General features: G+C 73.9%; 21 protein-coding genes, 2 pseudogenes and 1 riboswitch. Of the genes and pseudogenes, 14 read left to right on the top strand and 9 right to left on the bottom strand.

Going from position 1 to position 25,458, the window contains the following annotated elements; all coding sequences use genetic code 11:
* Window positions 1-19 precede the first annotated feature (19 nt).
* Both B056_RS46275 and B056_RS45105 read left to right on the top strand, forming a co-directional pair.
* Window positions 20-824 (top strand): annotated as a pseudogene (locus B056_RS46275) (DUF1731 domain-containing protein); the annotation flags it as partial.
* Window positions 825-1,121: 297 nt separating this feature from the next.
* Window positions 1,122-1,661 carry a hypothetical protein gene (locus tag B056_RS45105; RefSeq protein ID WP_230203294.1) on the top strand — a complete coding sequence of 180 codons (540 nt, stop codon included), beginning with the start codon at window positions 1,122-1,124 and terminating at the stop codon, window positions 1,659-1,661.
* Here the strand turns inward: B056_RS45105 and B056_RS41325 are convergent.
* Window positions 1,569-2,200, bottom strand: a pseudogene (locus B056_RS41325) (phosphotransferase); the annotation flags it as partial. The gene B056_RS45105 and the pseudogene B056_RS41325 overlap by 93 nt on opposite strands.
* Before the next feature lie 223 nt (window positions 2,201-2,423).
* On the opposite strand from B056_RS41325, the gene B056_RS0131960 reads away from it, so the two are divergent.
* Window positions 2,424-2,834 carry a GNAT family N-acetyltransferase gene (locus tag B056_RS0131960; RefSeq protein ID WP_230203299.1) on the top strand — a complete coding sequence of 137 codons (411 nt, stop codon included), beginning with the start codon at window positions 2,424-2,426 and terminating at the stop codon, window positions 2,832-2,834.
* Here B056_RS0131960 and rox read toward each other — a convergent pair.
* A complete protein-coding gene (gene rox / locus B056_RS38830; protein WP_035753536.1) occupies window positions 2,759-4,255 on the bottom strand; it encodes a rifampin monooxygenase in 1,497 nt (498 codons plus the stop codon). The genes B056_RS0131960 and rox overlap by 76 nt on opposite strands.
* Window positions 4,256-4,559: 304 nt before the next feature.
* On the bottom strand, window positions 4,560-6,044 hold the full coding sequence (locus B056_RS0131970; protein ID WP_020572823.1) for an ArnT family glycosyltransferase: 1,485 nt from the start codon (window positions 6,042-6,044) through the stop codon (window positions 4,560-4,562).
* 78 nt (window positions 6,045-6,122) lie between these two features.
* Between B056_RS0131970 and B056_RS0131975 the strand changes: the two genes are divergently transcribed.
* Together B056_RS0131975 and B056_RS0131980 are read left to right on the top strand one after the other, a co-directional pair.
* On the top strand, window positions 6,123-6,689 hold the full coding sequence (locus tag B056_RS0131975; RefSeq protein ID WP_018505919.1) for a toxin-antitoxin system HicB family antitoxin: 567 nt from the start codon (window positions 6,123-6,125) through the stop codon (window positions 6,687-6,689).
* A gap of 65 nt (window positions 6,690-6,754) precedes the next feature.
* Window positions 6,755-7,621: a DUF4097 family beta strand repeat-containing protein gene (locus tag B056_RS0131980; RefSeq protein WP_018505920.1), complete on the top strand. Its 867-nt coding sequence runs from the start codon at window positions 6,755-6,757 to the stop codon at window positions 7,619-7,621.
* Window positions 7,622-7,659: 38 nt separating this feature from the next.
* Here the strand turns inward: B056_RS0131980 and B056_RS0131985 are convergent, their stop codons facing one another.
* Window positions 7,660-8,382 (bottom strand): SDR family oxidoreductase, encoded by a 723-nt coding sequence (locus B056_RS0131985; protein ID WP_018505921.1) that lies wholly within the window; start codon window positions 8,380-8,382, stop codon window positions 7,660-7,662.
* An 87-nt stretch (window positions 8,383-8,469) separates the two neighbouring features.
* Between B056_RS0131985 and B056_RS0131990 the strand changes: the two genes are divergently transcribed.
* Complete coding sequence (locus B056_RS0131990; protein WP_018505922.1) at window positions 8,470-9,477, top strand: AraC family transcriptional regulator; 1,008 nt, start codon at window positions 8,470-8,472, stop codon at window positions 9,475-9,477.
* Between the two features lie 505 nt (window positions 9,478-9,982).
* On the opposite strand, the gene B056_RS43280 is transcribed toward B056_RS0131990, so the two are convergent.
* Together B056_RS43280 and B056_RS0132000 are read right to left on the bottom strand one after the other, a co-directional pair.
* Window positions 9,983-10,132 carry a hypothetical protein gene (locus B056_RS43280; protein ID WP_230203295.1) on the bottom strand — a complete coding sequence of 50 codons (150 nt, stop codon included), beginning with the start codon at window positions 10,130-10,132 and terminating at the stop codon, window positions 9,983-9,985.
* A gap of 60 nt (window positions 10,133-10,192) precedes the next feature.
* A complete protein-coding gene (locus B056_RS0132000; protein WP_018505924.1) occupies window positions 10,193-10,798 on the bottom strand; it encodes a TetR/AcrR family transcriptional regulator in 606 nt (201 codons plus the stop codon).
* A 143-nt stretch (window positions 10,799-10,941) separates the two neighbouring features.
* Here B056_RS0132000 and B056_RS0132005 point away from each other — a divergent pair, with 143 nt between their 5' ends.
* Window positions 10,942-11,847, top strand: coding sequence for a TIGR03620 family F420-dependent LLM class oxidoreductase (locus B056_RS0132005; protein ID WP_018505925.1), 906 nt, complete (start codon window positions 10,942-10,944; stop codon window positions 11,845-11,847).
* Window positions 11,848-11,904: 57 nt separating this feature from the next.
* On the opposite strand, the gene B056_RS0132010 is transcribed toward B056_RS0132005, so the two are convergent.
* The 3 genes from B056_RS0132010 to B056_RS0132020 all read right to left on the bottom strand — a co-directional run bounded on the left by B056_RS0132010 (window position 11,905) and on the right by B056_RS0132020 (window position 14,259).
* The gene (locus B056_RS0132010; RefSeq protein ID WP_018505926.1) at window positions 11,905-12,489 is read right to left on the bottom strand and encodes a class I SAM-dependent methyltransferase; all 585 of its coding nucleotides are present in this window, start codon (window positions 12,487-12,489) and stop codon (window positions 11,905-11,907) included.
* Window positions 12,490-12,668: 179 nt separating this feature from the next.
* Window positions 12,669-13,604 carry a DUF4394 domain-containing protein gene (locus B056_RS0132015; RefSeq protein WP_035753540.1) on the bottom strand — a complete coding sequence of 312 codons (936 nt, stop codon included), beginning with the start codon at window positions 13,602-13,604 and terminating at the stop codon, window positions 12,669-12,671.
* Window positions 13,605-13,806: 202 nt separating this feature from the next.
* Window positions 13,807-14,259, bottom strand: coding sequence for a MarR family winged helix-turn-helix transcriptional regulator (locus tag B056_RS0132020; RefSeq protein WP_026240383.1), 453 nt, complete (start codon window positions 14,257-14,259; stop codon window positions 13,807-13,809).
* A gap of 363 nt (window positions 14,260-14,622) precedes the next feature.
* On the opposite strand from B056_RS0132020, the gene B056_RS0132025 reads away from it, so the two are divergent.
* From B056_RS0132025 to B056_RS0132055, 7 genes are all read left to right on the top strand, one after another.
* On the top strand, window positions 14,623-15,714 hold the full coding sequence (locus B056_RS0132025) for a site-specific integrase (RefSeq protein WP_051105796.1): 1,092 nt from the start codon (window positions 14,623-14,625) through the stop codon (window positions 15,712-15,714).
* A 159-nt stretch (window positions 15,715-15,873) separates the two neighbouring features.
* A riboswitch (cobalamin riboswitch) is annotated at window positions 15,874-16,002 on the top strand.
* 127 nt (window positions 16,003-16,129) lie between these two features.
* Window positions 16,130-18,376, top strand: coding sequence for a VWA domain-containing protein (locus B056_RS0132030; RefSeq protein WP_026240384.1), 2,247 nt, complete (start codon window positions 16,130-16,132; stop codon window positions 18,374-18,376).
* Window positions 18,376-18,984 carry a cob(I)yrinic acid a,c-diamide adenosyltransferase gene (gene cobO / locus B056_RS0132035; RefSeq protein ID WP_026240385.1) on the top strand — a complete coding sequence of 203 codons (609 nt, stop codon included), beginning with the start codon at window positions 18,376-18,378 and terminating at the stop codon, window positions 18,982-18,984. The genes B056_RS0132030 and cobO overlap by 1 nt, the downstream gene beginning before the upstream one ends.
* A complete protein-coding gene (locus B056_RS0132040) occupies window positions 18,978-20,573 on the top strand; it encodes a cobyrinate a,c-diamide synthase (RefSeq protein ID WP_018505932.1) in 1,596 nt (531 codons plus the stop codon). Before cobO ends, B056_RS0132040 begins: the two co-directional genes overlap by 7 nt.
* On the top strand, window positions 20,570-21,403 hold the full coding sequence (locus B056_RS0132045) for an SAM-dependent methyltransferase (RefSeq protein WP_018505933.1): 834 nt from the start codon (window positions 20,570-20,572) through the stop codon (window positions 21,401-21,403). Before B056_RS0132040 ends, B056_RS0132045 begins: the two co-directional genes overlap by 4 nt.
* A complete protein-coding gene (gene cobM / locus B056_RS0132050; protein ID WP_076784817.1) occupies window positions 21,400-24,246 on the top strand; it encodes a precorrin-4 C(11)-methyltransferase in 2,847 nt (948 codons plus the stop codon). Before B056_RS0132045 ends, cobM begins: the two co-directional genes overlap by 4 nt.
* A 106-nt stretch (window positions 24,247-24,352) precedes the next feature.
* The gene (locus B056_RS0132055; RefSeq protein ID WP_051105797.1) at window positions 24,353-25,330 is read left to right on the top strand and encodes a sirohydrochlorin chelatase; all 978 of its coding nucleotides are present in this window, start codon (window positions 24,353-24,355) and stop codon (window positions 25,328-25,330) included.
* Window positions 25,331-25,458: the final 128 nt, after the last annotated feature.

The following is a 25,458-nucleotide window of genomic DNA, read 5'->3' on the forward strand; positions in this document are numbered from 1 at the left end:
ACCACAGGGAAATTCGGAGGTGGATGGCGCGGATGCGGTGGTGAACCTGGCCGGGCGCAGTGCGAACTGCCGGTACACCAAGGCGAATCTGGCGGAGATGATGGCGTCGCGGGTGGATTCCGCGGCTGTGGTGGGGGCGGCGATCGCCGGGGCGGCCCGTCCGCCGCGGGTGTGGTTGCAGATGAGCACCGCCACGATCTACGCGCACGGTTTCGACCGGGCCAACGACGAGGCGTCGGGAATTGTCGGTGGTGGCGAGGAAGATGTGCCGGCGTACTGGGCGTTCAGCGTCGACATCGCCCGCCGGTGGGAGGCCGCGCAGACGCGGGCGGCGACGCCGGCCACCCGCCGAGTGGCGCTGCGGACGAGCATCGTGATGGCTCCGGGCCGGGGTGGCGCGTTCGACGTGCTGTGGCGGATGGACCCGTCTGGGTCTCGGTGGGCCGGTGGCGGGGGGCCGGCAGTACATGTCGTGGATTCACGACCGTGATTTCGCCCGGGCGGTGATGTTCCTGGTGGAGTGTGACGATCTGGTGGGGCCGGTGAATCTGGCGTCGCCGAACCCGCTGCCGTACCGGGAGTTCGTCGCGGGTCTGCGGTCGGCGGTCGGGGTGCGGGTGGGGTCGCCGGCGACGGCGTGGATGGCCGAGCTGGGGGCGTTCGCGATGCGCAGCGACACCGAGCTGCTGCTGAAGAGCCGGCGGGTGGTGCCGGGCCGGCTGCTCGACGCGGGGTTCACCTTCGACCTGCCCGACTGGTCCGAGGCGGCCGCGGATCTGGTGGCTCGCAGCCGGGCGGGGGCCGGGCGGCGCGCCGCCCGGTAGGGCTGTGGCCGGACTGGTCAGGGGCCTGGTCGCCTTGGCCAGCGCAGAACGCGGGGAGCTTCTGGGCGTTCGTGGTCGATCAGCACGTCGGCGTGGTCCTGGGTCGACGATCAGCACCGCGTTGCCGGCCGCCGCGCGGGTGGGGCCCTCGGGCGGGGCGTCACTGTGATGGTCGAGGCTGGTGGTGCGGTAGCGCCGGTCACCATCCGGGCCGAGTGGGTCGAGGAGGAGGCGGCGTAGGGCGGTGTAGTCGAACGCGTCGTGGAAGTAGCCGTCCGGGGACAGGGACCCGCGGCGGTGGCGGACGGCCCGGGGCTGGTGGAAGTCGTCGACACTGGCGCGGATGACGGGCCGGTCCCGGGCCGGGGGTGTGGCGGCGAGCTCGTCCGCCAGGGTCGTCTTGCCGGTGGCGTCCGGGCCGTCGATCGCGACGCGCAGTATCCGGTCCGGGTGGGTGCTGGTCAGCAGGTCGGCGAGTGCGTCCACGACGTGGTCGCGAGACGGTATCGCGGCATGATCGGTGGTCATGGGTTTGGATTTCGCCGGGTGAGTTTCGCTGGTGTCGCTGAGCGGTGGCCGCGATGGGTCGGTGAGGGCCTCGTCGATGGTGCGCCGGGCGATGCGGGCGAGGGTGGGGTTGCTGTTCTGGTAGTGGGGCAGGGCGATGAGTCCGAAGGACAGCGCCCAGCCGCGGCCTCGTGCCCAGGTCGCGTCATCGGCTCCGATCGTGTTTCGGAACGCTTCGCGGTCTTCGGCGGGCAGCAGGGTCCAGGCGGCCATCGCGTCGCAGGCCGGATCTCCCACGCCCAGGCCGCCGAAGTCGATGACGGCCTGTAGACGGCCGGCGTGGGTGAGTAGATTCCCGGGGAGGAGATCGCCGTGGATCCATACTGGCGTGCCGTGCCAGCGGGGTGCGCGCACGGCCGTGTCCCATACGGCGGTGGTCCCCCGGTGGAGTCTGCCTGTTGCAGGGCTGTGAGGAAGTTTCCCAGTTCGATGGCCAGGCGGTGTGGGTCGGCGGCGGGCTCGGTGAGTAGGTCTTCGCCTTCCAGCCACTGGTGGACCGACCAGGGCCAGGGATAGCCCTCGCCGGGTGTACCCGTCGCGAGTGGGACCGGGATGTCCAGTGGTAGTAGTGGCGCGAGCTGCGGCAGCCAGTGGTGTTCCTTGTCTGTCTGCCCGGCCGCTGCGGGGGTGCGGGGCAGCCGTACCGCCAGGTCCACGCCAAGGCGGTAGATCGCGTTGTCAGTGCCCGTGGAGCGGACCGGTTGGAGAGGAAGGCTTGCCCACGCGGGGAACTGTGCGGCGATCAATCGGCCCACCAGCGCATTGGTGATGACCTCGTGGGTGTGCGTTCTCCGGTCGGGCTCGGACATGGTGCCTCCGCCTCTCCTGGGCCGTGTGGGTACTGCGCGGTCGCGGTGGTCCGCAGGGTGGTCGCGCTGCTCGCGTAGGAGACGATGGAGTGTATTGATCAGGGCTGGCCGGTGGGCGCTTCGGTGGGATGATCGTCGGGTGGATGTCCGGCGGGCTGCGGTGGCCGATGTGGAGGGGATCGCGCGGGTCCATGTGCTGTCGTCGCGGGCCGGGTATCGGGGGATGTTGCCGCAGCCGTTGCTCGACGGTCTGCGGCCGGCGCAGCGGGTGCCCCGGTGGGCCGAGGCGGTGCGGCAGGCGGGATGGCCGGGGCGGGGTGTTCTGGTCGCGGACGATGCGGGGGTTGTCGTCGGTTTCGTGGAGCTGTGTCCCGCGCGGGATGGGGATCTGGGTGCGGTGGGGGTGGGTGAGATCACCGCGTTCTATGTTCTGCCGGCCTGCTGGGGGCGGGATGTCGGGGGTTGTCTGATGGCGGCCGCGGTTCGTGGGCTGCGTGCGGCTGGTTGCACGTCCGCGGTGTTGTGGGTGCTGGCGGTGAACACGCGGGCGATGCGTTTCTACTCGGGTCTGGGGTGGGAGCCGGATGGTTCTGTCCGGGACAGGATGGTGCGGTTCGGGCGGGCTCTCGGCTGACCGGTGTCGGTGCCGAACCAGGTGGGTAGGTGGTGGAGCAGGTCGTGCTGGTCGTCGCCGACCCAGGCGATGTGGCCGTCGGGGCGTAGGAGCGCGGCGGGGACGTCGAGTTCGTCGCTGACGTCGATGACGTGGTCGACACGGTCGGTCCAGCCGGCGGTGGAGAGCTGGCCGGTCTGGTCGAGGAGCAGTCCGCGGCCGTGGTGCATCAGCGGGTAGAGGCGGCCGTGTTTGAGTGCGATGTCGCGCATCCGCCGGCCGAGCAGCCGGTGGCCGGCGCCGAAGTCGTAGCGGATTCCGATCGCGATGATTTTCTCGGTGAGGTGCCGGTTGACGTCGTCGAAGTCCATCAGTTCGGTCAGGAGTCGGCGTACCGCCCGCGGGCCGGGGTCGAGGGACATCAGTTCCATCTGCGCGCGGGTGTTGGTGAGGACGTCGGCGGCGACCGGGTGTCGTTCGGTGTGGTAGGTGTCGAGCAGTCCGGCTGGTGCCCAGCCGTTGATGGTGGCGGCGAGTTTCCAGCCGAGGTTGAACGCGTCCTGCACGCCGAGGTTGAGTCCCTGGCCGCCGGTCGGTGGGTGGATGTGCGCGGCGTCGCCGGCGAGCAGGACCCGGCCGGTGCGGTAGTGCTCGGCCTGGCGGGTGGCGTCACCGAAGCGGGAGAGCCAGCGGGGTGAGTGTGCGCCGAAGTCGGTGCCGGCGAGTGCGCGCATCCGCTGTTTGAGTTCGTCGAGGGTGGGTGGGGTGCGGTCCTCGACGACGCCGTCGGCGGGTGCGATGAGGCGGTACAGCCCGTTTCCCAGCGGGCCGGCGCCGAATCGTTTGTGGGTTTCGCGGACCTTGGTCACGATGGCGTTGATTGTTTCCGGTGGGGCGGTCAGTTCCACTTCGGCGAGGAGCGTCTGGTGTCGGGTGGGTTCGCCTGGGAAGGCGACGCCGAGCAGTTTGCGGACGGTGCTGCGGCCGCCGTCGCAGCCGACGAGGTAGCGGGCGTGGAGGTGGGTGCCGTCGGCCAGGTGCGCGGTGACCGTGTCGTCGTTCTGGTCGAGTCCGACCAGTTCGTGGCCGCGGTGGAGGTCGGCGCCGAGGGCGGTGGCGTGTTCGGCGAGGAGGCGGTCGGTGGTGGGCTGGGGGATACCGAGGACGTAGGGGTGTGCGGTGTCGAGCTGGTCGGGTGCGGGTTTGCTGATGCCGGCGAAGAAACCGCCGACGGGGTGTCGGGTGCCGAGGGCGAGGAACCGGTCGAGCAGGCCACGCTGGTCCATGATCTCGATGCTGCGGGCGTGCAGGCCGAGGGAGCGCACGACCGGGGTCGGTTCGGGGTCCTTTTCGAGGATCCGCACGTCGACGCCGTGTAGGCGCAGTTCGCTGGCGAGCATCAGTCCGGTCGGTCCGCCGCCCACCACTATCACATCGATCATGAATCCTCATTCACCGGGAGTGCCGTTTCGGCCAGATGTGTCGCGGAGGTCGGTCGCGCGTCTGCGTGTCCGTGTATCCGCGGATGCTTCGCGGTTCCTTTTCCGCGGGTCCTGGCTTCGGCTGGAGATTCTGCGGCATGACCCGGGTCTTGCCGCAAGCCCCCCGGTGTGCTATATCTTGAAAGTGGCGGGGAGTGGGTGAACCTCCCTGCTTTTGTCTTTCCTGGGCCGTCGTGGGTGGGAGAAGTTTCGCCGCGGCGGCCGGGCGGCCGGTGTATGTGTGTGGTGCCGCGTCGGCGTGGGGTCAGCCGTAGCGGCGTAGCCGCGGCCACAGCGTGGACCATGGCTGGCGGGGGCCGGCGCAGACGTCGACGGGCCGGCCCTGTTCGTCGTTGTCGACGTCGACGGTGTTGTCGATGCGGGCGGCTTCGTGGCAGTCGCTGAACCAGCGGTCGCGGTCGCGTGGGGTGAAACCGATGACGATGACCCCGGTCGCGGTGTCCGCGGGTGGCCCTTGATCCCACAGGCTGTTCTGCCGGGCGTGGACGGGTCCGACGTCCGGGCGGAAACGGAGGAGCGCGCCGGCCTCGCCGTAGTTGGCGGTGACCACGACGGTGCCGGTCGGCTGGGTACGTGCCACCGCGGCGACGGTGTCGGCGAAGGCGGGCCAGCCGACGGTTTCCCCCGCGTCGTAGTTCACCGCCGCGATCGGGGTGTCGTGCAGGACGGACACCGGCACGATCGGCAGCGTGACGATCATGGATGGTACGAACGACAGCACGACGGCCGCACCGAGGAGCGCGGTCCGGGCGGTGTGGTGTGCCGCCCAGCGCAGGGTGGGTTCGGCGGCGGCGGCGAACAGCACCGGGTAGATGCCGACGAGGTAGTAGGGCTTGCCTCCGGTCGCCAGGAACAGCACGACCAGCACGGCGTAGGCGAGGGGGAACAGTCGCCACGGGGAGCGGGCGAGGCGGATCAGCCCGGTGATCCACACCGGGGCCAGGGGTAGGCCGAGGAGCAGGAACTGCATCGGGAGGAACTGCCAGCGTGGCTGGCTCGTGCCCGACGCCCCGGCGGCGATCGCGCGGCTGAGGGTGAGCTGCGGCCAGCCGTGGGTCGCCTGCCAGAGGAGGTTCGGGAACCACGCCAGGGCGGCGATCGTGGTGGCGGCCCCCAGCCAGCCCGACCGCAGCACCTCGCGGGGCCCGCCGGCGAGGACGCCGATCAGGAGCGCGAACAGGTAGAAGGCGGGCAGGGTCTTGTTCTGCAGGGCGAGGCCGGCGACGGCGCCGGTGGCGAGCCACACCGGGCCGTCGTCGCGTAGGCCGCGCAGGATCAGCCAGCTCAGCGCCGTCCAGCACAGCAGGTCGTAGACCGAGGTGGTGGCGAGGTGGCTGATCGCGGTCAGGGTGCCGCCGGCGGTCATGCAGGCGGCGGCGAACAGTTGGGCGCGTGGCGGTGCGCCGAGTTCGCGGGCGATCAGGCCGGTGAGGGCGACGACGGTGCCGCCGGCGAGCGCGGCGGGGGTGCGTAGCCCGACCAGGCTGTGGTGCAGGGCGGTGTCGAGGGCGTGGGCGAGCAGTGGGGCCAGGGGTGGCTGGTCGACGTAGCCGAAGGCGGGATGGGCGCCGATGGCGATGAAGTACAGCTCGTCGCGGTGGTAGCCGTAGCGTCCGCTGACGGCGAGCAGCAACGCGACGACGGCGAGCGCGAGTGCCGCCAATCCACGGTATGCGGCGGCGGGGCGGAGCTGGTGGGGTACTTCGAGGTGGTGTGCCGCGGAACGCACCGGCTCATCGTGCCACGGCAGGGACCGATGACGACACCCCTCTTGCAAATGACGTCACTGTGACGCCACAATGGCGTCATGGAGCTTGCGTCGTATGTCGACAGTCTGCGCCGGGACCTCGCCGTCGCCGCGGAAGCGGGAGGAGAGGAGGCGCTGGCGCTGGCGGAACGGCTCGTCGCCCCCCTGGAGTCGGCGGCCCGGCTTGTCTTGTTGGAGGCGCTCGCGGCCGCCGCGGAGGAGATCAGCTGCGAGCTGGCGCCCGGTTCGGTGGATGTGCGGCTGCGGGGCAGCGACCCCGATTTCGTCGTGACGTCACCATGGCCAGGTGACGACGTCACCGGTGACACCGGTGGTGGTGCGGGCGCCGCCGGCGGGCCCGCGGTGCCGCCCGGGGCCGGCACGACGAGCCCGAGCCCGAGCCCGGGCGCGGAGGTGCCGGGTGCCGGTGACGGCCGCACGGCGCGGGTCACGCTGCGGGTGCCGGAGCATCTCAAACCCCGCATCGACGAGGCCGCCGCCCGGGCGGGCCTGTCGGTGAACACCTGGCTGGTGCAGGCACTCACCACCGCCCTCGATCCGGCTGCCGTCAGGCCACCGCGTGCCGAGGCGCCGCGAGGGCACCGTTACCGCGGCTGGGTCCGCTGACCCGTCGGCCGACCCACCCCCTCCCACACACCTGTCCCCCCACCCCCCTCATGAGGAGACCTGCCATGGCGACGTTCGACACCCCGACCCCGATCCGCGCCGTGCTCGACGTGGGCGCTGGCACCGTCCGGATCGACGCGCAGGACCGCGCGGACACCGTGGTGACAGTCCACCCCCGCGACCCGGGCAGCGACCAGGACACCCGGGCCGCCGAAGCGACCACCGTCGAGTACACCGACGGCCGGCTGGTGGTCCGCGGCCCGGTCCAGCGGGTGCGGTCGCTGTTCGGTGCCGGTGGCGCGGTGGAGGTGACGATCAGCCTGCCGGCCGGGTCGGGTGTCGAGGCCCGCACCGCGGCCGCCCTCACCACCAGCGGCCGGCTCGGGGACTGCCAGCTGCACGCCGCCGGTGAGGTGAGCGTCGAGTGGACCGGTGCCCTGCGGCTGCGAACCTCTCACGCCGCCGTGTCGGTGGGGAGGGTGGACGGCGACGCCGACATCGCCACCGCCCGCGGTCCGCTGCGGATCGGGCGGGTCGTGGGCGGCGCGCGGGTCCGGACCGGCCGCGGGGAGATCCACCTCGGGCAGGTCGACGGCCCGGTGCGGGTCGCCAGCGGCGCCGGGCCGATCACCGTCGACCGGGCCGGTGGTGACGTCGACGCCCGCACCGGGCACGCCGCGATCCACCTCGGGGAGGTCGCCGCCGGCACGGTCACGCTCGCCTCCGGTCACGGCCGGTTGGAGGTCGGGATCCGGGCGGGCACCGCGGCGCTGGTGGATCTGCTGTCCGGGCACGGGCGGGTCCGTAACGAGCTGACCGAGACCGACGGGCCCGGCGCGGACGAGGACACCGTCGCCGTGCATGCCCGCACCGGCCATGGTGACATCGTGATCCGCCGGGCGGCGCCCGCGGTGGTGAAGACCCTCGGGTGAGCGCCGCGCCCGGTGGGCGCGCCGGCCGGGCGGATCCCTCAGGTGGTTCCGAGGGTGGACAGCTGCGGGTACAGGGCGCGGGGGTCCTGGCTCAGTGCCGCTTTGAGGGCGACGGTGCCCGCGTCGGCGAGGATCTCGAGCCGGCCGGCGGCCAGGCCGTCCAGCGCGGTGCGTACCACCGCGGCGGGGTCGCTTTTCGGCACGTCCCAGCCGGCCATCATGTCGGTGTCGACGGAGCCGACGAACAGGCCGCTGACCAGCGTGCCCTGGCTGGCGAGTTCGAGGCGTACACCGTTGGTCAGGCTCCAGGCCGCCGCTTTGGCGGCCGCGTAGGCGTTGGCGCCGTCGTGGGACATCCAGGACAGGGCGGAGAGCATGGTGAGGATCGCCCCGCCGCCGTTGCGTCCGAGGGTGGGGGCGAAGGCGCGTATGACGTGCAGCGGCCCGAAGTAGTTCGTCTCGATCTCCCGGTGGATCGCGGGCAGGTCGCCGGTGACGAGGTTGGTGCGGGTGGAGATCCCCGCGTTGTTGACGATGAGGGTGACGTCGGTGGCGGTGGCGGCCGCGGTGGTGATCGACGCCGGGTCGGTGATGTCCAGGGGCAGGGCGACGACTCCGGGCCGGCGGCTGGTGATCGTCTCGGGGGTGCGGGCGGTGGCGTAGACCTTGGCCGCGCCGCGGTCGAGGAGCTGGGTGACGAAGTGGCGGCCCATCCCGCGGTTGGCTCCGGTGACGAGCGCGATGCTTCCGGCGATTTCCATGCCTACGACCGTAGGGAGCCGGTGATGCGCCGGTCGATGCGTCTGTGAGTCAGATTCATATCCGTCTGACTCGCTAGGGTCGCTGTCATGGATCTGCTGGCGGATGTTCTCGCGGTGTCCGGGGTGCGTGGCACGGTCGCCGCCCGGATCAGGGCCGGGTCGTCGTGGGGATGGTGGGCGCGGGACGTCCGCGGGGCCGCGTTCCACGCCGTGACCGCGGGAACCGCCTGGCTGGGTCTGCCCGGGCAGCCGCCGCGTGAGCTGCTGCCCGGTGACGTCGTCCTGCTCCCGACCGGGACGGAGCATCTGCTGGCCGGTGACGAGCGGATCGCGGCCCGTGGTGGTGATCATCGCTCCGACTCGTGGGAACGGGCCGGTGACGGGACGGTGCGGATCGGTGTGGGTCCGGTCCGCACCCACATCCTGTGTGCGCACTACACCCATGATCCGGCGGTCACCACGCAGGTTCTGGGGTTGCTGCCGGAGATCGTCCACATCCGTGGGTGTCCCGGCGGGACCGGCCTGGATGACACGGTGCGGCTGCTGGGTCGGGAGTTGGCCGATCCGCGGATCGGCGGTGCCGTGGTCCTGGACCGTCTCGTCGATGTTCTGCTCGTGCAGCTGCTGCGGGTCTGGCTCGCCGGTGCCCCCGACCGTCCGCGGACGTCGTGGCTGGGCGCGCTGGGTGATCCGGTGGTCGCCGCCGCGCTGCGGGAGCTGCACGCCGATCCGGCGCGGGCCTGGACGACCGCGAGCCTGGCCGGGGTGGTCGTGGTGTCGCGGGCGACGCTGGCCCGGCGGTTCGCCGCCGCGCTCGGGCAGAGCCCGGGGGTCTACCTCACCCGGTGGCGGATGGATCTGGCGGCGTTGCGTCTGCGGGACACCGAGGAGTCGCTGGACGTGGTGGCCCGGTCGGTCGGGTACAGCTCGGTCTACGCGTTCAGCCGCGCGTTTCGTCGGGCCCGTGGCGCCCCGCCGGGGCGCTACCGGCAGACGGCGCGCGGGAGCGGTACCGGATCGCGCCGGTGGCATGGCGGGGTCGAACAGGGTGCGGCCGGCCTCGCGCGGCGCGGTCTCGTCCTCCCGCCGGAGTAGGAACCGCCCGGGACGGTGACGCGGCCCAGGGCCACGCCTCAGTACCCCACGGGTTCCTCCGTCCCGATCTCGTCCGGGGTCGGGCGGGGGCCGATCATCATCGCCACCCACCCTCTTCCGTTCCGTTCCGTTGCGGAAACAAAACAAAATGGAACGGAACGACGGGGGTGGATACGTAGAGCTACCAGGACTCCCCCACATCCTGACGCCCGATAAGCCTCCCTTCTCGGGCGTCAGAAATCGGGGGAGTGGCGGCTACGTCGGGTGTCGAGCCGACCTTTTTCGTTTCGTTTTTCGTCGTGTGGTGACGTTACTTCGATACGTAACGATGTCGGAGAGGGGGTGGCCGCGTGGTACGGCCGCGGGTGGCACGGGGGTGGCGGCGCGCTCCGGCGAGAGGTGAGATCCGCCCGGTGTCCGGGTGCCGCGCGGCGGGACCGGCGTCGAGATCGTCGAACGATCTCGACGCCGGTCGCGGTGACGCGCTGTCGGTGATCCCCCGCTGTCAGGACGGCTGCTCTGCCGGCGCGGTGAACACGCTGGCGTAGGGAACGTCCTTCGCTGCGCAGAGACTGGCGTACCGCTCAAGGACACGCCGCTGATCGCCGGCGTGGGGATGGCGCATCACCAGGCCGCCGGGAAGCTCGTCGACCACCAGCCGATCCTGGCGGAACCGCACCCGTCGTCGTCGACACCTTCTGTGAGCCCGGCGGGATCAGTCCGATCGGCGGGCTGTGTCGGTCGCCCTGAGGCCGTCGAGGGTGAGTGCCAGCAGCCGGTCGACGGTGACACCGCCGGGGACGGCCGCCGAGGCCTGCTCGCAGCTCCAGGCCAGGCCGCCGACCAGGGTGAACAGCTCGAGGGCGGTCAGGTCGGAGCGGATGTCCCCGGCGCGCTGGGCGGCGGTGAGCAGGGCCGAGCCGGCCGCGCGCAGGGCCACGCAGGCGGCGTGCAGCGCGGTGGAGGGGTCGCGCAGGGTCTGCGTCAGCGTGGCGGTGAGCCCCCGGTAGACGCTGGTGGCCTCGAGGAACTCCCCGAGCCAGCGGGTCAGTGCCGCCTCGGGGGTGGTGGCGGCGGCCAGTTCGTCGGCGCGGGCGGTGAGCTGGTCGAACCGGTCGTGGAGGACGGCTTCGAGCAGGGCTTCCCGGGACGGGAAATGGCGGTAGAACGTGCCGGTGCCGACACCGGCGCGTCGGGCGATGTCTTCCAGGGACGCCCCGGTGCCCGCTTCGGCGAAGGCGAGCCGGGCCTGGGTCAGCAGCCGCTCGTAGTTGGCTTGGGCGTCGGCGCGCAGGGGCCGTGCCCGGGTCGCTCCACTCACCGCCGTTCCCTCCCCCTGTCGAGGATCGGAGGCTACCTCCACCCCGCGCGCACATGCGGAGGCCGCCTCCTGTTACGGTGTGGCCGCCTACAGGAGGCAGCCTCCGTTTCGGTGTGGGGGTGGCGGGAGGGAAGTGGGTAGCGATGGTGGCGGTGACGCAGACCCGACGGCGGCTGGGCAGGTTCGGGGTGTGGGTGGCCCCGTTCACCCTGCTCGACACCCCGGTGGCGGTGCAGCGTGAGCAGTTCGCCCGGATCGAACGGCTCGGGTACGGCTCGCTGTGGAGTGGGGAGACACCGCCGGGTGCGCCGATGGGGAGCCGGGAGGTGTTCACCCAGCACGGGTTGATGCTCGCGGCGACACAGCGGATCGTCGTCGGGACGGGTATCGCGAACATCGGTATCCGCACGGCGGGTGCGATGCACACCGGTGCCGCGACGCTGGCCGAGGCGTATCCGGGGCGGTTCGTGCTGGGTCTGGGGGGCCACACCGGTGCCCGGCCCCTGGCCCGGCTCCGGGAGTATCTCGACGCGATGGACCGGTCGGCGGGGACGCTGACGAGGCTACCGGCCTATCCGCGGGTGTTCGCCGCGCTCGGGCCGCGGGCCCATCAGCTGGCGTCGGAGCGCGCGGACGGTGTGCATCCGTTCCTGCAGCCGGTGGCGCACACGGCGGCGGCCCGGGTGGCCGTCGGCCCGGACGCTCTGGTCATCCCCCATCAGGCGGTCGTGCTCGACACCGACCCGGACGCGGCCCGGGGGCGGCTGCGGGCGATCTTCGCGTTGGGTGTCGGGGCCGCGGATTCGCCGTACACCGCGCACTACCGGCGGCTCGGGTACAGCGAGGCGGATCTGGCGGGGCAGCGTAGTGACCGGCTCGTCGACGATGTTCTGGCCTGGGGTGATGAGGCTGCCGTCGCGGCACGGCTGACCGCGCATCTCGACGCCGGTGCCGATCATGTGCTGGTGAATCCGTTCGCGGCGATGGACCTTCCCGCGGCCGTCGACCAGCTGGAACGGCTCGCTCCCCTGCTGGTCGACCCGGTGTGACCGTGTCCCCGGGGCCGCCTCGGCCCCGGGGCGGGTGACGGCGTGGGTGGGGCCGGGTCAGAGCAGGTCGGCGGTGAGGACCACCAGGTCGTGGCGCTGCCAGGTGATCGCGGCGCGGAAACCGGCCGCGTGCAGCCAGTCGAGCTGTTCGGGTACGCCGCTGGGCTTGTCATGGTCGGTGTTGACGGGAGTACGGGCGTCGCGGGGATCGTCGGGGATCACCACGTCACCGAGGACGAACCGGCCGCCTGGGCGCAGGACCGCCGCGATCCGGATGAACAGGTCCGCTTTCCCGGGGCCGTCGAGGTGGTGCACGGCCAGCGCGGACACCACCAGGTCGAACGGGCCGGTGGGCAGCGGGTCCTGCAGCCGGCTGACGTGCGGGTGCGCGGCGGGGAGACGCGCCTGGGCCCGGGCGAGCATCGCGGCGCTCTCGTCGAGGGCGGTCAGGTCTGCGTGGGGGTGACGGGCGAGAACCCGCAGGCTGGTCTCGCCCGTGCCGGCGCCGAGGTCGAGCAGTCGCGTGGTCGCCGTGTCGGCGCTCGCCCGGGCCACCTCGTTCTGCAGGTCCTCGTAGGCGGGTACCTCGGCGATGACCATGTCCCGGTAGGTCGCCGGGTCGAAGTGGTACTGCTGTGCCATCTGCCCTTTCTAGCCCACGGGGGCCCGCGGTGCCGGGGCTTCCGGGGGATCGGGTGGGGCCCCGCCGTCGACCGGGCTGGCATGCCGGTCGGCGGCGGGCAGGGAGAACCCGAGGATCGTTTCCGGGACGGGCGGAAGGTGGCGGGTGGTGTCCTCCCGTCGGGGTGCGGGCGGGACCGCTACTGGTTCAGCGGGAAAGCGAGGTCGAACACCTGGCTGTTCACGGGAAAACGGCCGAGGGATTGGGCTCTGCCGGAGAGCAGTTCGACGGAATACAGGGTGTGGACGCCGCCGACGGACAGCGCCGCGTATCCGGACGAGCCGACGGACCGGCCGTTGCTGATCGTGCTGTAGATGTCGAATCCGGCGCCGGGGTCGACCGCCGGGCCGAGGTTTCCGGTCGGCGCGAGGAAACCGTTGTTCGCCGGTGACTGGACGGCGACCCGGTCGAGGTCGGTGTCGATGTCGAACAGGGTCGTCGCGGTCGAGGGGTCGAGGTCGTTGTTGGTGTAGGCCACGGCGCTGACACCGGTGGCGAACAGCTGCGACGGGGGGAAGGTCAGGGGTGTGTCGGCGACGGTCACGCCGGCCGCCGGTGTCCCGACCGGGTCGTCGATGTTGTGCCGCAGGTTCTCCCCGACGTCGCTGACGACCCGCAGCCGGTTCGCGGCGGGGTTGAAGTCCACGCCGAACCGGGTGCCGACCAGGGGCACCGTGAGCTGGGAGACCTTGGTTGCGACGGCGTTGGCTGTGGACAGGACGTAGATGCCGCCGGCGTTCCCGACTCCGTAGAGGCGCCCGTTCTGGACCCGGTAGTCGATGCCGACCAGCGCAGTGTCGGCGGTGAGTCCGGTGACCGGGCCGAGGGTGGTCAGGGACCTGGAGTCGGAGGTCTGGAACCGGACGAGGCGGCCGTTGGTGGTCAGGCCGATCGCGGTGAGGTTCGGTTTGTCGAACCACAGCAGCGGCGCGGGGTCTCCCGTCGGGGCCGGGACGGGGGTGGCTGGTGCCGTCGCCCCGGCCGGGCTCTGGAGTCCGACGGTCGCCCCGGCGAGCAGGGCCGCGCCCACCAGGGAAAGGGAAAGCGCGTTTCTTCGTAGCTGTTTTCTATGCATGTGTACTCCCTTCGGGTTCCGCCGCGTGGCGGAATTCCCGGTGGCTGTGTGGCGGCGCGGTTTTCGGCGCGTTCTGGCGGGCGCGCCGCCACCGGAGTACATACGCACGACGAGTAAAGATCAACGATGTGCAGGAGCGGAGGTTTGTCGCGTCCGAACGCAGAAAGCCCACGGGCACCCCGCGGGCGGGGTGCCGGTGGGCTCAGCGGGGTCGGTCGGTGAGCAGCCGGGTGAGCAGGGCGGTGAACTGGTGACGGTCGGCGGGGGGCAGGGCGGCGAGCAGGTCGTCGCTGATCGCGGCGGTGAGGGTGTCGAGGTGGTGCAGGTGGGTGGTGCCCTCGTCGGTGAGGGTGATGACGGTGCGGCGCCGGTCGGTGGGGTCGGGGGTGCGTTCGACCAGGCCACGGGCGCGCAGGTCGGTGAGCAGCGCGGTGGTGCCGGCGCGGTCGAGGGTGGCCCGGCGGTCGAGGGTGGCCTGGCTGGCCGGGCCGTGTTCGTCGAGGGCGGCGAGCAGCGCGTAGTGGGCGGGGTGGCTGTGCAGCGCGGTGAAGACGTGGGAGCTGCGGCGCTGCGCGTGTTTCGCGAGCTGCGCGATCAGCCAGTGGGTGGCGTGCCGGAGCCGGGCGGGCGCGGCGTCGGGTGACGTCGGGGCCATGGCGGGAAGCGTAGCCAGGTGGGGAGGGGCCGGCGGCTGGTCGTGGGCGTGGGTGGTGGCGCACCGGTTCGGGTGGGCCGGCGGGTGCCCGGTGCCGGTGCCGGGGTGGGTGGCGCCGGACGGTGGGGGTGGCGGGGTGGCCGACGGCACCGAACGGTGGGTCGTGGCGGGGTGGGAGCGGGGTTGGGTCGTCTCACGGTCAGGGTGCCGCTGCTGGTCGTGGTCGTGGGGGGTGGGTGTGGGCTTGGTCGGGGGGTGGGACACCACCCCGGCGGGTGGGGACGGTGTCCCCCGCCACCCCTTATGATCATCTGCGGGTGGGGTGTCGGACCGGTAGGCGCGGTGCGGGTGGGAGGCGGGCGGGTGGCAGGCGGGCAGCGCGGCGGTGGTGAGACCGGCCGGCGGCAGCGGCGGCAGATCGGGTCCGGGCCGGAGGTGGAGGTCGTCGACGGGGTGGAGGTCGTCGCGGTCGCGCCGGTGGCCGGGCCGGGGCCGGTGGGGCTCGACGGGCCGTTGGCCGGCCGGGTCGGGGATTACGCGCGGGCGTCGCGGTCGGCGGCGACGTGGCGTGCCTATGACGCTGACCTGCGTCATTTCCGGTCCTGGTGTGAGGGCCGTCCGGTGCCGCTGGTCGCGGTGCCCGCCTCCGCGGTGACGGTCGCCGGGTACATCACCGAGCTGGCGGACGCCGGGTACGCGCCGTCGACGATCCGCCGCCGGCTGGCCGCGATCTCGGTGGCGCATCAGCTGGCCCATGCGGAGAATCCGACGGGGTCGGCGGAGGTGTCGGCGGTGTGGAACGGGATCCGCCGGTCGCGGGGGGTGCGTCCGGCGCGTAAGGCCGCGTTGGACACGTCGTTGCTGTCGCGGGTCGTCGCCGGTCTTGACGACGGTCAGCTGGCGGATGTGCGGGACCGGGCGTTGCTGCTGGTCGGGTTCGCCGGTTGTCTGCGGCGCAGTGAGCTGGTCGGGTTGGACACCGCTGATCTGGTGGAGACCGAGGACGGGCTGGTGGTGACGGTGCGCCGGTCCAAGACCGACCAGGAGTCCGCGGGTGCGCAGGTCGGGTTGGCGTACGGGTCGTACCGGCCGACGTGCCCGGTGCGGGCGTGGCGGGGGTGGGTGGCGGCCGCGGCGGCGGCGGGGACGCCGCTGGCGGGTGGGGCGGCGTTTCGGGGGGTGAACCGGCACGGGCAGGTGGGGGTGGGCCGGCTCTACCCGGGGTCGGTGGCGCGGATCGTGCAGCGGCGGGTGGCCGCCGCCGGGTTGGATCCGGCGGATTTCGCGGGGCATTCGCTGCGGTCGGGGTTCGCGACGGCGGCGGCGCGGGCCGGGGTGACGGACCGGTCGATCATGCGGCAGGGCCGGTGGCGGTCGGCGGCGTCGTTGGAGTCGTATGTGCGGGCCGGGCGGTTGTTCGACGCGGACAACCCGTCGGGTCGGGTCGGTCTGTGATCCGTCCGTGAGCTGACCGGCTCCGGCGGGCGGGTGTTGCGGTGGGTGGTCGGGGCTGGTCGCGTGGTGGTGGGCGGCGGCCGGTGGAACGGGGCGTGGGTCTCAGGGCGCCCCGTTCCGGTTGTCCGATGTGCCATGCTGGGCGCCGGACGGTCGGGGAGGAAGCCGGTGTGAATCCGGCGCGGTCCCGCCACTGTTACCGGGGAGTCCCCCTCAGCGGAAGGTCACGGCGGCCAGGTGGGCCGTTGGAAGGCCGAGGGTGGGTGGTGATCCGGCAGCCAGGATACTTCCGCCGTCCGTGCTGGCTTCGAGGGCGAGGACACCCCGGGGAGGACACTGGCATGCCCACGACTGTGTGTGGCCGCGCGGCGGGAGCCGGGTGGCGTTCGACGGCCCGTGCGGGGGTGGCGGGCCGGTGGTGAGCTTCCCGTTCTCCGCGCTGGTCGGTCAGGATGATCTGCGGTTGGCGTTGCTGCTCAACGCGGTGTCCCCGACGGTGGGTGGGGTGCTGGTCCGCGGGGAGAAGGGCACGGCGAAGTCGACGGCGGTCCGGGCGCTGGCGGGGTTGCTGCCGCCGGTGGCGGTGGTGCCGGGCTGCCGGTTCTCCTGCGATCCGGTGGCGCCGGTGGCGCACTGCCCGGACGGCCCGCACCTGACCGGGCCCGCCGCCGGTCACGGTGCCGGCGGGGTGGGGGTGTCGCGGCCGGCGCGGCTGGTGGAGCTGCCGGTCGGGGCGTCGGAGGACCGGGTGACCGGCGCGTTGGACCTGGACCGGGCGCTGGCCGAAGGGGTGAGCGCGCTGCGTCCGGGGCTGCTCGCGGCCGCGCACCGCGGGGTGCTCTACGTCGACGAGGTGAACCTGCTCGCCGACCATCTGGTGGATCTGCTGTTGGACGCGTCGGCGCTCGGGGTGGCGCAGGTGGAACGCGACGGGGTGTCGGTCAGCCATCCGGCGCGGTTCTGGCTGGTGGGGACGATGAACCCGGAGGAGGGTGAGCTGCGCCCGCAGCTGCTGGACCGGTTCGGGTTGACGGTGCAGGTGGCGGCCAGCCGTGACCCGCGGGTGCGGGCGCAGGTGGTGCGCCGCCGGTTGACGTTCGAAGCCGACCCGGTCGGGTTCGCCGCCCTCTGGGCCGGTGCGGAGGCGGAGCTGGCGGGGCGGATCGCGCGGGCGCAGGCCCGGCTGGGCCGGGTGGAGCTGCCCGACGCCGCGTTGGACGCGGTCGCCGCGGTGTGCGCGGCGTGTGACGTGGACGGGATGCGCGCCGACGTGGTGCTGGCGAAGACGGCGATGGCGCGTGCGGCGTGGGAGGGTCGGGCGGAGGTCAGCCCGGATGACATTCGGGTCGCGGCCCGGTTCGTGTTGCCGCATCGGCGTCGCCGTGGCCCGTTCGACGCCCCGGGTGGGGACGGCCGCGCGCTCGACGACACGGTCGAGGAGGTGCTGGCCGAGCGGGTACGCCCCGGCGACGGCCCGGACGGGGACGGGTCGGATGATTCTCCTGGTGGCGGGTCGCCGGGTGGTGGCCGGCGGTGGCGTGACGACACCGGCGGCGCCGGCGGGTCGGGGGTGGATGTCCCGGCTGGTGGTACCGGTGACCTCACTGGCGCCTCGGCGGGGGCCGGGGGCGGGTCCGCTGATCTGACTGGGCCGGCGGCGGGTGGGTCCGAGGGTGTCGGGCCGGTGGGCGGTGGTGGGCCGGCCGCGGAGGCGGGTGGCCCGGCGGGCATGGCCCGAGCAGCCCAGACAGCGCAGAGGCATCATGTGGACGGCGGCGCGGCGGGCGGTGGTGGGCCGGCACCGGCGGCCGGGGTTCCCGGTATGCCGTTCCGGCCGCGGCTGCTGTCCGTCGCCGGGCTGGGCGCGGGGGCGGCCGGGCGTCGTTCGGCGGCGCGTACCTCCCGCGGGGCGGTCGCCCGGACCGGCGCGGACGCACCCGGGTTGCACCTGCCGGCGACGCTGCTGGCCGCCGCCCCCCACCAGCACGGCCGGGGCCGCACCGGCCCGGCGCTGATCCTGCGGCCCGCCGACCGGCGTGGCGCGCACCGCCGTGGCCGGGAGGGGAACCTGGTGCTGTTCGTCGTCGACGCCAGCGGATCGATGGCCGCCCGCAGCCGGCTGCGGCGGGTCAGCACCGCGGTGCTGTCCCTGCTCGTCGACGCCTACCAGCGCCGCGACCGCATCGGCATGATCACGTTCCGGGGGGTGGGTGCGCAGGTGGTGCTCGCGCCGACGTCCAGTGTGGAGGTGGGGGCGGCGCGGCTGGTCGGGTTGCGCACCGGGGGGCGGACCCCGATCGCGGCCGGGTTGGAATGCGCCGGGGTGGTGCTGCGCGCCGAGGCGCGCCGTGATCCCGACCGCCGTCCCCTGCTGGTGCTGGTCACCGACGGGCGGGCCACCGCCGGGGGTGATCCGGGCGCGGCGGCGCGGGGGTTGCTGCGTGCGGCCGGTGGGGTCGCCGGGCAGGGCGGCGGGGCGCGCGGTGGGGCCGGGGCGGCCGGCCGGGTGCGCCGGGGCGGGTTGGCGAGTGTGGTCGTGGACTGTGAGACCGGCCCGGTGCGTCTCGGGCTGGCCGGGCGGCTCGCCGTCGCGCTCGGCGCCGACCTGGTCGACCTCGACGCGCTCCCGCGGGCCGGTGGCGCCGCCGGGTGGGTCGCCTGATGGCGCCCCACGGGCAGCCCGAGCAGGTCCCCGACGACGGGCTGACGACGCGGCAGCGCCGCGACCGTCCGCTGCTGATCGTGCACACCGGGCAGGGGAAGGGAAAGTCGACGGCGGCGTTCGGGTTGGCGTTGCGCGGCTGGGCGCAGGGCTGGCCGGTCGGGGTGTTCCAGTTCGTGAAGTCGGCGAAGTGGCGCATCGGGGAGGAGAAGGCGCTGCGGGTCCTCTCGGCCAGCGGTGAGGGTGGGACGGTGAGCTGGCACAAGATGGGCCAGGGGTGGAGCTGGGTGCAGCGGCGCATCGACCCGGCCGCCGACCCGGCGGGTGCGGCCGCCGAGGGGTGGGCGCAGATCGCCCGCGATCTGAGCGCCGGCACCTACCGGCTTTACGTCCTCGACGAGCTGACCTATCCGCTGCGCTGGGGGTGGATCGATCTGGACGAGGTCCTCGCCGTGCTCGCCGCCCGACCTGACGGGCAGCATGTGGTGATCACCGGCCGGGAGGCGCCGGCCGCGCTGGTCGACGCCGCGGACCTGGTCACCGACATGACGAAGGTGAAGCATCCGATGGACGCCGGGCAGAAGGGGCAGCGGGGCATCGAATGGTGAGCGCCGGGCTGATCCCCCGGCTGGTGCTGGCCGCCCCGACGTCCGGCGCGGGGAAGACGACGGTGGCGACCGGGTTGATGGCGGCGCTGACCGCCCGTGGGCTGCGGGTGTCCGGGCACAAGGTGGGCCCGGACTACATCGACCCCGGGTACCACGCGTTGGCGACGGGCCGGCCCGGCCGGAACCTGGACGCGGTGCTGTGCGGGCCGGAGCTGATCGGCCCGCTGTTCGCCCACGGGGCGGCCGGCGCGCAGCTGGCGGTCGTCGAAGGGGTGATGGGCCTGTTCGACGGGGTCGCCGCCCCCGGCGCCGGGCAGGAGGCTGACCACGGGTCGACAGCGCATGTCGCGCGGCTGCTCGACGCGCCGGTGGTGCTGGTCGTCGACGCGGCCGGCGCCGGGCGGTCGGTGGCCGCGCTGGTCGCCGGGTTCGCCGCGTTCGACCGGCGGGTGCGCCTCGCCGGGGTGATCCTCAACCGGGTCGGGTCGCGGCGGCATCGGCAGATCCTCACCGGTGCGCTCGCCGGGATCGGGGTGGCGGTGCTGGGCGCGGTGCCCCGTGACGGCGCGGTGCACACCCCGTCGCGGCATCTGGGGCTGGTACCGGCGGCGGAACGGGCGGCGGCGGCCGGTGCGGCGGTGCGGCGGCTCGGGGAGCTGGTCGGCGCGTCGGTCGACCTGGGGGCGCTGATCTCCGTGGCGTCCGCCGCGCCGCGGACGCCGGTCGACCCGTGGGATCCCGCCCGGCAGATCACCCAGGCCGCCGCCGCTGGGGGTGGGCGGCGTGGACCTGGCTCCGCCGGCGCGGACCCGCCGGGAGGGGGGCGGCCGGTGCGGATCGCGGTGGCCGGCGGGGCGGCGTTCACCTTCGGCTACACCGAGCATGTCGAGCTGCTCACCGCCGCCGGCGCGCAGGTGCTCACCGTCGACCCGTTGCACGACGAGACCCTCCCGGAGGGCACCGACGCGCTGGTCGTCGGCGGTGGGTTCCCCGAGGAGCATGCCGGCGCGCTGGCGGCGAACAGCCGGCTGCGTGGGCAGGTCGCGGCGCTGGCGGCCCGCGGCGCGCCGCTGGTCGCCGAATGCGCCGGGCTGCTCTACCTGGGTCGTTCGTTGGACGGGACGGCGATGTGCGGGGTTCTCGACACCGACGCGGTGATGGGCCCGCGGCTCACCCTGGGTTATCGGCGGGCGGTCGCCGTGGCGGACAGCCCGCTGGTGGCGGCGGGGACGGTGGTGCGCGCGCACGAGTTCCACCGCACCCGGCTGAGCGTGGAGCGGGCGCACCTGCCCGGCACACCGGCCTGGCAGGTGGACGCCGTCCCGTCGCCTCTCGGTGAGGGTCCGGCCGTGGGGGCGGGCGGTGGGCGACCCGAGGGGTTCGTCCACGGCGGGGTGCACGCCTCCTACCTGCATCTGCACTGGGCTGGCCTGCCCGCCGCGCCGGTGCGGCTCGTCGCCGCCGCCGGCACCGCCCGCACCCGTCCCCGCGGTGGTGGCGCGGCGGGTGGTGGCGGCACGGGGCTCTGGCGATGGGCCGGGGACAACCCCCCGGTGTCCCCTGGAACAACGGAGGTGTCGTCGCGGTGAGCGGCACGGTGAACCCCCGGCTTGTCGGTGTCGGTGTCGGCCCCGGTGACCCGGACCTGGTGACCTACCGGGCGGTACGCGTCCTGCGTGAGGCGAGTGTCGTGTTCGTTCCGGTCAGCGACGGCCACGGCCCCTACGGCCCCGCTCCCGGCCCCGGGGTCAGCCCCGCGGACCGGCCCGGGACGGCCGCGGGTGCCGGCGTGGCGCCACCGGGGCGGGCGGAGGTGACGGTGCGTGCCCACATCGACCATGACCGGATCGTGACGCTGCCGTTCCGGATGGCCGGTGACGCCGACTATCTCGGCCCCGCCCGGGTCGTCGCCGCCGCCCTGCGCGGTGACACCGACGGTGGTGGCGCCGTGGCCGGCGGCCCCACGGTGGCGTTCGCGACGATCGGAGACCCGAACCTGTACTCGACGTTCACCGCGCTGGCCGCCGCCGTGCGGACCCTGCTCCCCGACGTCGAACTGGACACGGTGCCGGGAATCACCGCGATGCAGGATCTGGCCGCCCGTTCGGGAACCGTGCTCGCTCACGGCGCGGAGACCCTCGTGCTGCTGCCGCTGACCGCCGGTGTCGAGGCCTACCGCGGTGCCGTCGCCGATTTCGACACGGTCGTCGCCTACAAGGGCGGGCGGGCGCTGCCGGCCGTGCGCGGGGTGCTCGCCGACGCCGGTCGGCTCGACGGCCCGGCCGGGTACGCCGTCTACGGGGCCGCGCTCGGCCTGCCCGAGCAGGACATCCGGCCCGGTGCCGAGCTGCGGGCGGGCGAGACCGGTCCCTACCTGTCCACGGTCCTGGCGACGCGCCGGGCACGGTGGCCTCGATGAGCCGCCCCACCGGTGAGTCCGGCCTGCCGGCGGACGCCGCTGGGACGCGGCGCGGCGGGCGGGTCAGTTTCGTCGGCGCCGGGCCGGGGGCCGCCGATCTGATCACCGTGCGTGGCGCGGCGGTCCTCGCCGCCGCCGATGTGGTGATCTGGGCGTCGTCGCTGGTGCACCCCGCGATCCTCGACCATGCCCGGGCGGGCGCCGAGGTGATCGACTCCGCGGCGTTGCCGTTGGAGGGTGTCGAGGCGGTCTACCGCCGTGCCGCCGGGCAGGGTCTGCACGTCGCCCGGGTCCATTCGGGGGATCCGGCGCTGTGGGGGGCGGTGCAGGAGCAGCTGGAGATCTGCGACCGGCTCGGTCTGGACAGCGACATCGTGCCCGGGGTGAGCAGCTTCACCGCGCTCGCGGCGGCGTTGCGCCGGGAGCTGACCGTCCCCGAGGTCGCCCAGTCGGTGATCCTGACCCGGCTCGGGGGTGGGAAGACCCCGATGCCGCCCGGGGAGGAGGTCCGCGACCTGGCCCGGCACGGCACGACGATGGCGCTGTTCCTGTCCGCGGCCCGGTCCGGGCAGCTGCGGGAGGAGCTGCTCGCCGGCGGCTACCCGCCGGACACGCCGTGCGTCGTCGCCTACCAGGTGAGCTGGCCCGACGAGCTGATCGTGCGGTGCACCCTGGACACGCTCGCCGACACGGTCAAGGCGCACCGGTTGTGGAAGCACACCCTGGTCCTCGTCGGCCCGGCGCTGGTGGCCGAGGGGCGCCGCTCCCACCTGTACCACCCGGGGCATTTCCACACCTACCGGCGGGCGCGGTCCGGGGCGCGCACGGTCCTGCGTGACGCCGACCGGGCGCTGGCCGCCGCCGGTGCCACCCAGCTTCCTCCCGGCCCGGTCTCCCCCGAACCGGTGGAAGGGCCGGCGGGTGCGGTGGTGGGTGTGGATGACGCGGCGGTGGGCGGCGGGCTGCCGGGTGTGGTCGCGCTGGTGGCGGTGACCGCCGCCGGGCGGGCCGCGGCCGGGGAACTCACCCGCCGCTGGCCGGCCGCCCGGCTTTACCCGGGCCGGGCGCGCGACGCGATCAGCGCCGCGCTCGCGGACGGCGTCGGGGGCGTCGTGTGTTTCCTGGCGACCGGGGCGACGGTGCGCCTCCTCGACGGGTTGCTGCAAGGCAAGGACCTCGACCCGGGTGTGGTGTGTGTGGATGAGGCGCGCCGGTTCGCGGTCGCGTTGTGCGGCGGGCACGCCGGTGGCGCGAACCGGCTCGCCGAACGGGTCGCCGACGCGCTCGGCGCCACCCCGGTGATCACGACGGCCAGTGACGCCACCGGGGTGAGCGCGTTGGACGGGTTCGGCGCGGAGCTCGGGTTCACCGTCGAACCGGGTTCGGAGCTGGCCGCCGTCGGCACGGCGGTGCTGTCGGGGGATCCGGTCGCCCTGTACGCCGACGCGGTGTGGCCGCTGCCCCCGCTACCCCCGTCCGTGACCAGCGTCGTCACCGGCGACGGCGACGCTGGCGCTCGTGGTGGGGGTGCGGCGGTGGGCGGGGCGGTGGCGTCGATTCATGTCACCGACCGGCTGCTGGGCGCGGCGCCGGCCGGGGCCGGCCCGCGGGTGCTCTACCGGCCCCCGAGCCTGGTCGTCGGGGTCGGCGCGAGCCGCGGCGCGCCCGCCGACGAGATCGACGCGCTCATCGACACCGCGCTGGCCGGTGCCGGGCTGTCCCCGCTGGCGGTGAGCCATCTGGCGTCGGTGACCGTGAAAGCCGACGAGGTGGGGCTGCTGGAGGTGTCCCGGCGCCGCGGCTGGCCGCTGGTGGTGCACCCCCCGCAGGTCCTGGCCGCGGTTGCCGTGCCGCATCCCTCGGAGGTGGTACGTGCCGCGGTCGGCACGCCGAGTGTCGCCGAGGCGGCCAGTCTCCTACCGGTCCCTCCCGGCACACCCGCGACGGGCGGTGTCACTGAGGGTGTGGCAGCGGGTGCGACGGGCGGTGTGCCGGCGGTGACGGCGCGGCTGGTCGTCGCCAAGCAGGTCAGCGCGCACGCGACCGTCGCCGTGGCCCGGCATCGGCCCCGCGGCCGGCTCGCCGTCGTCGGGCTCGGCCCGGGGGACCGTCGGCTGCTCACCCCCGCCGCCCGCGCCGAACTGGCCCGCGCCCGGATCGTCGTCGGGTTGGACCAGTACGTGCGGTCCGTCGCCGATCTGCTGCCGGCGGGGGCCGTCATGCTCGACAGCGGTCTCGGGGACGAGCAGGCCCGCGCCGAGACCGCGGTCGCGCACGCCCGCGCCGGGCATGCCGTCGCGCTGCTCGGCAGCGGCGACGCCGGGGTGTACGCGATGGGCAGCCCCGCCCTCGACCTGGCCGACGGGTCGTTCGACGTGGTCGCCGTGCCGGGGGTGACCGCGGCGCTCGCCGCCGCCGCGCTGCTCGGCGCCCCCCTCGGGCATGACCACGCGCTGATCAGCCTGTCGGATCTGCACACCCCGTGGGAGCGGATCGCCGGCCGGGTCCGCGCGGTCGCCGAAGCCGACCTGGTGGTCGCGTTCTACAACCCGCGCAGCCGCACCCGACGTCATCAGCTTCCCGACGCCCTCGACGTGCTCGCCGAACACCGCCCGGCCGGCACCCCGGTGGGGATCGTCACCGACGCGTTCCGGGCCGGGCAGCGGATCACCGTCACCACCCTCGGTGCCCTCACCGACCGCACCGCCGGTCCGGGCGGTGCGGATGAGCGGGATCGGCTGCTGGACCTGGTCGGGATGACGACCACGGTCGTCGTCGGTTCGACCCAGACCCGGCTGCGTGCCGGCCTGGTCGTCACCCCACGGGACTACACATGGCGCTGACCGCCCGCCGCCGGGCCCGTTCCGGCCGACCCGCCGCAGGAGGAGCGTCCCTGTGAACACCACCCCACCGCCCCCCGGCACCGTCCCCGCCGTTCCCACCGCCGCTGTGGTTCCCGCTCCGGCGGGTGCGGGCGGGTCCACCGGGCCGGCGCTGCTGATCGTCGGGCATGGCACCCGGGATGAGGCCGGCGCCGAGCAGTTCCGCCGGTTCGTCGACCGGGTCCGCCGCCGCGCCGGTGGGGTGGCGGTGGACGGCGGGTTCATCGAGCTGTCCGCGCCGCCGGTCGCCGACGCGGTCCGCCGGCTCGTCGACGCCGGGCACCACCGGCTCGGGGTCGTCCCGCTCACCCTGGTCGCCGCCGGGCACGCCAAGGGTGACATTCCCGGGTCGATGGCCCGGGAACGGGAACGGCACCCGGGGTTGCGGTACGCCTACGGCCGTCCCCTCGGTCCGCATCCGACGATCCTGCGGCTGCTCGCCGACCGGGTCGACGCCCTGTGCCCGGCGGGGCAGCGCGAACGGACCATGGTGTTGCTGGTCGGGCGGGGTTCGACCGATCCGGATGCCAACGCCGAGGTGTTCAAGGTGGCCCGGCTGCTGTGGGAGGGCCGCGGGTACGCCGGGGTGGAGGTGGCGTTCATCAGCCTGGCCGAACCGTCGGTGCCGGCCGGGTTGGAGCGGATCGTCCGGCTCGGTGGGCGGCGGATCGTCGTCGTGCCGTACTTCCTGTTCACCGGGGTGCTGCCGCGGCGCACCGTCGAGCAGGCGACCGGGTGGGCGGCGGGGCGCGCGGAGGTGGAGCTGGCCTGCGCGGGTCTGCTCGGTGACCCCGACCCGAACACCGGCACCGGCGGGCAGGGTGGCGGCGGTGGGCTGGTCGAGCTGGTGGTGGAGCGGTATCGGGAGGCGCTCGGTGGGGACATTCGGATGAACTGTGACACCTGCCTGTACCGGATCGCGTTGCCGGGGCACGCGCATCGGGTCGGGCAGGCGCAGACCCCGCACGACCATCCCGACGACCCGTCGCATTCCCACGGGCCCGGTCATGGTCACGGGCCGCACGCCGCGCACCCGGTGGGGTGAGCGGGGCGGGTCAGCCGCCGGCCGTGACCGGGGACGCGGCGATCAGGCGGAGGATCCGCACCGCCCCGGAACACCGGTGTTGCGGGGCGGTGGTGTTCCGAACCACCCCCGCCCGGGGGTTGCGCCGG

Origin of the sequence: Parafrankia discariae (assembly GCF_000373365.1) — a bacterium.
GTDB lineage: Bacteria > Actinomycetota > Actinomycetes > Frankiales > Frankiaceae > Parafrankia > Parafrankia discariae.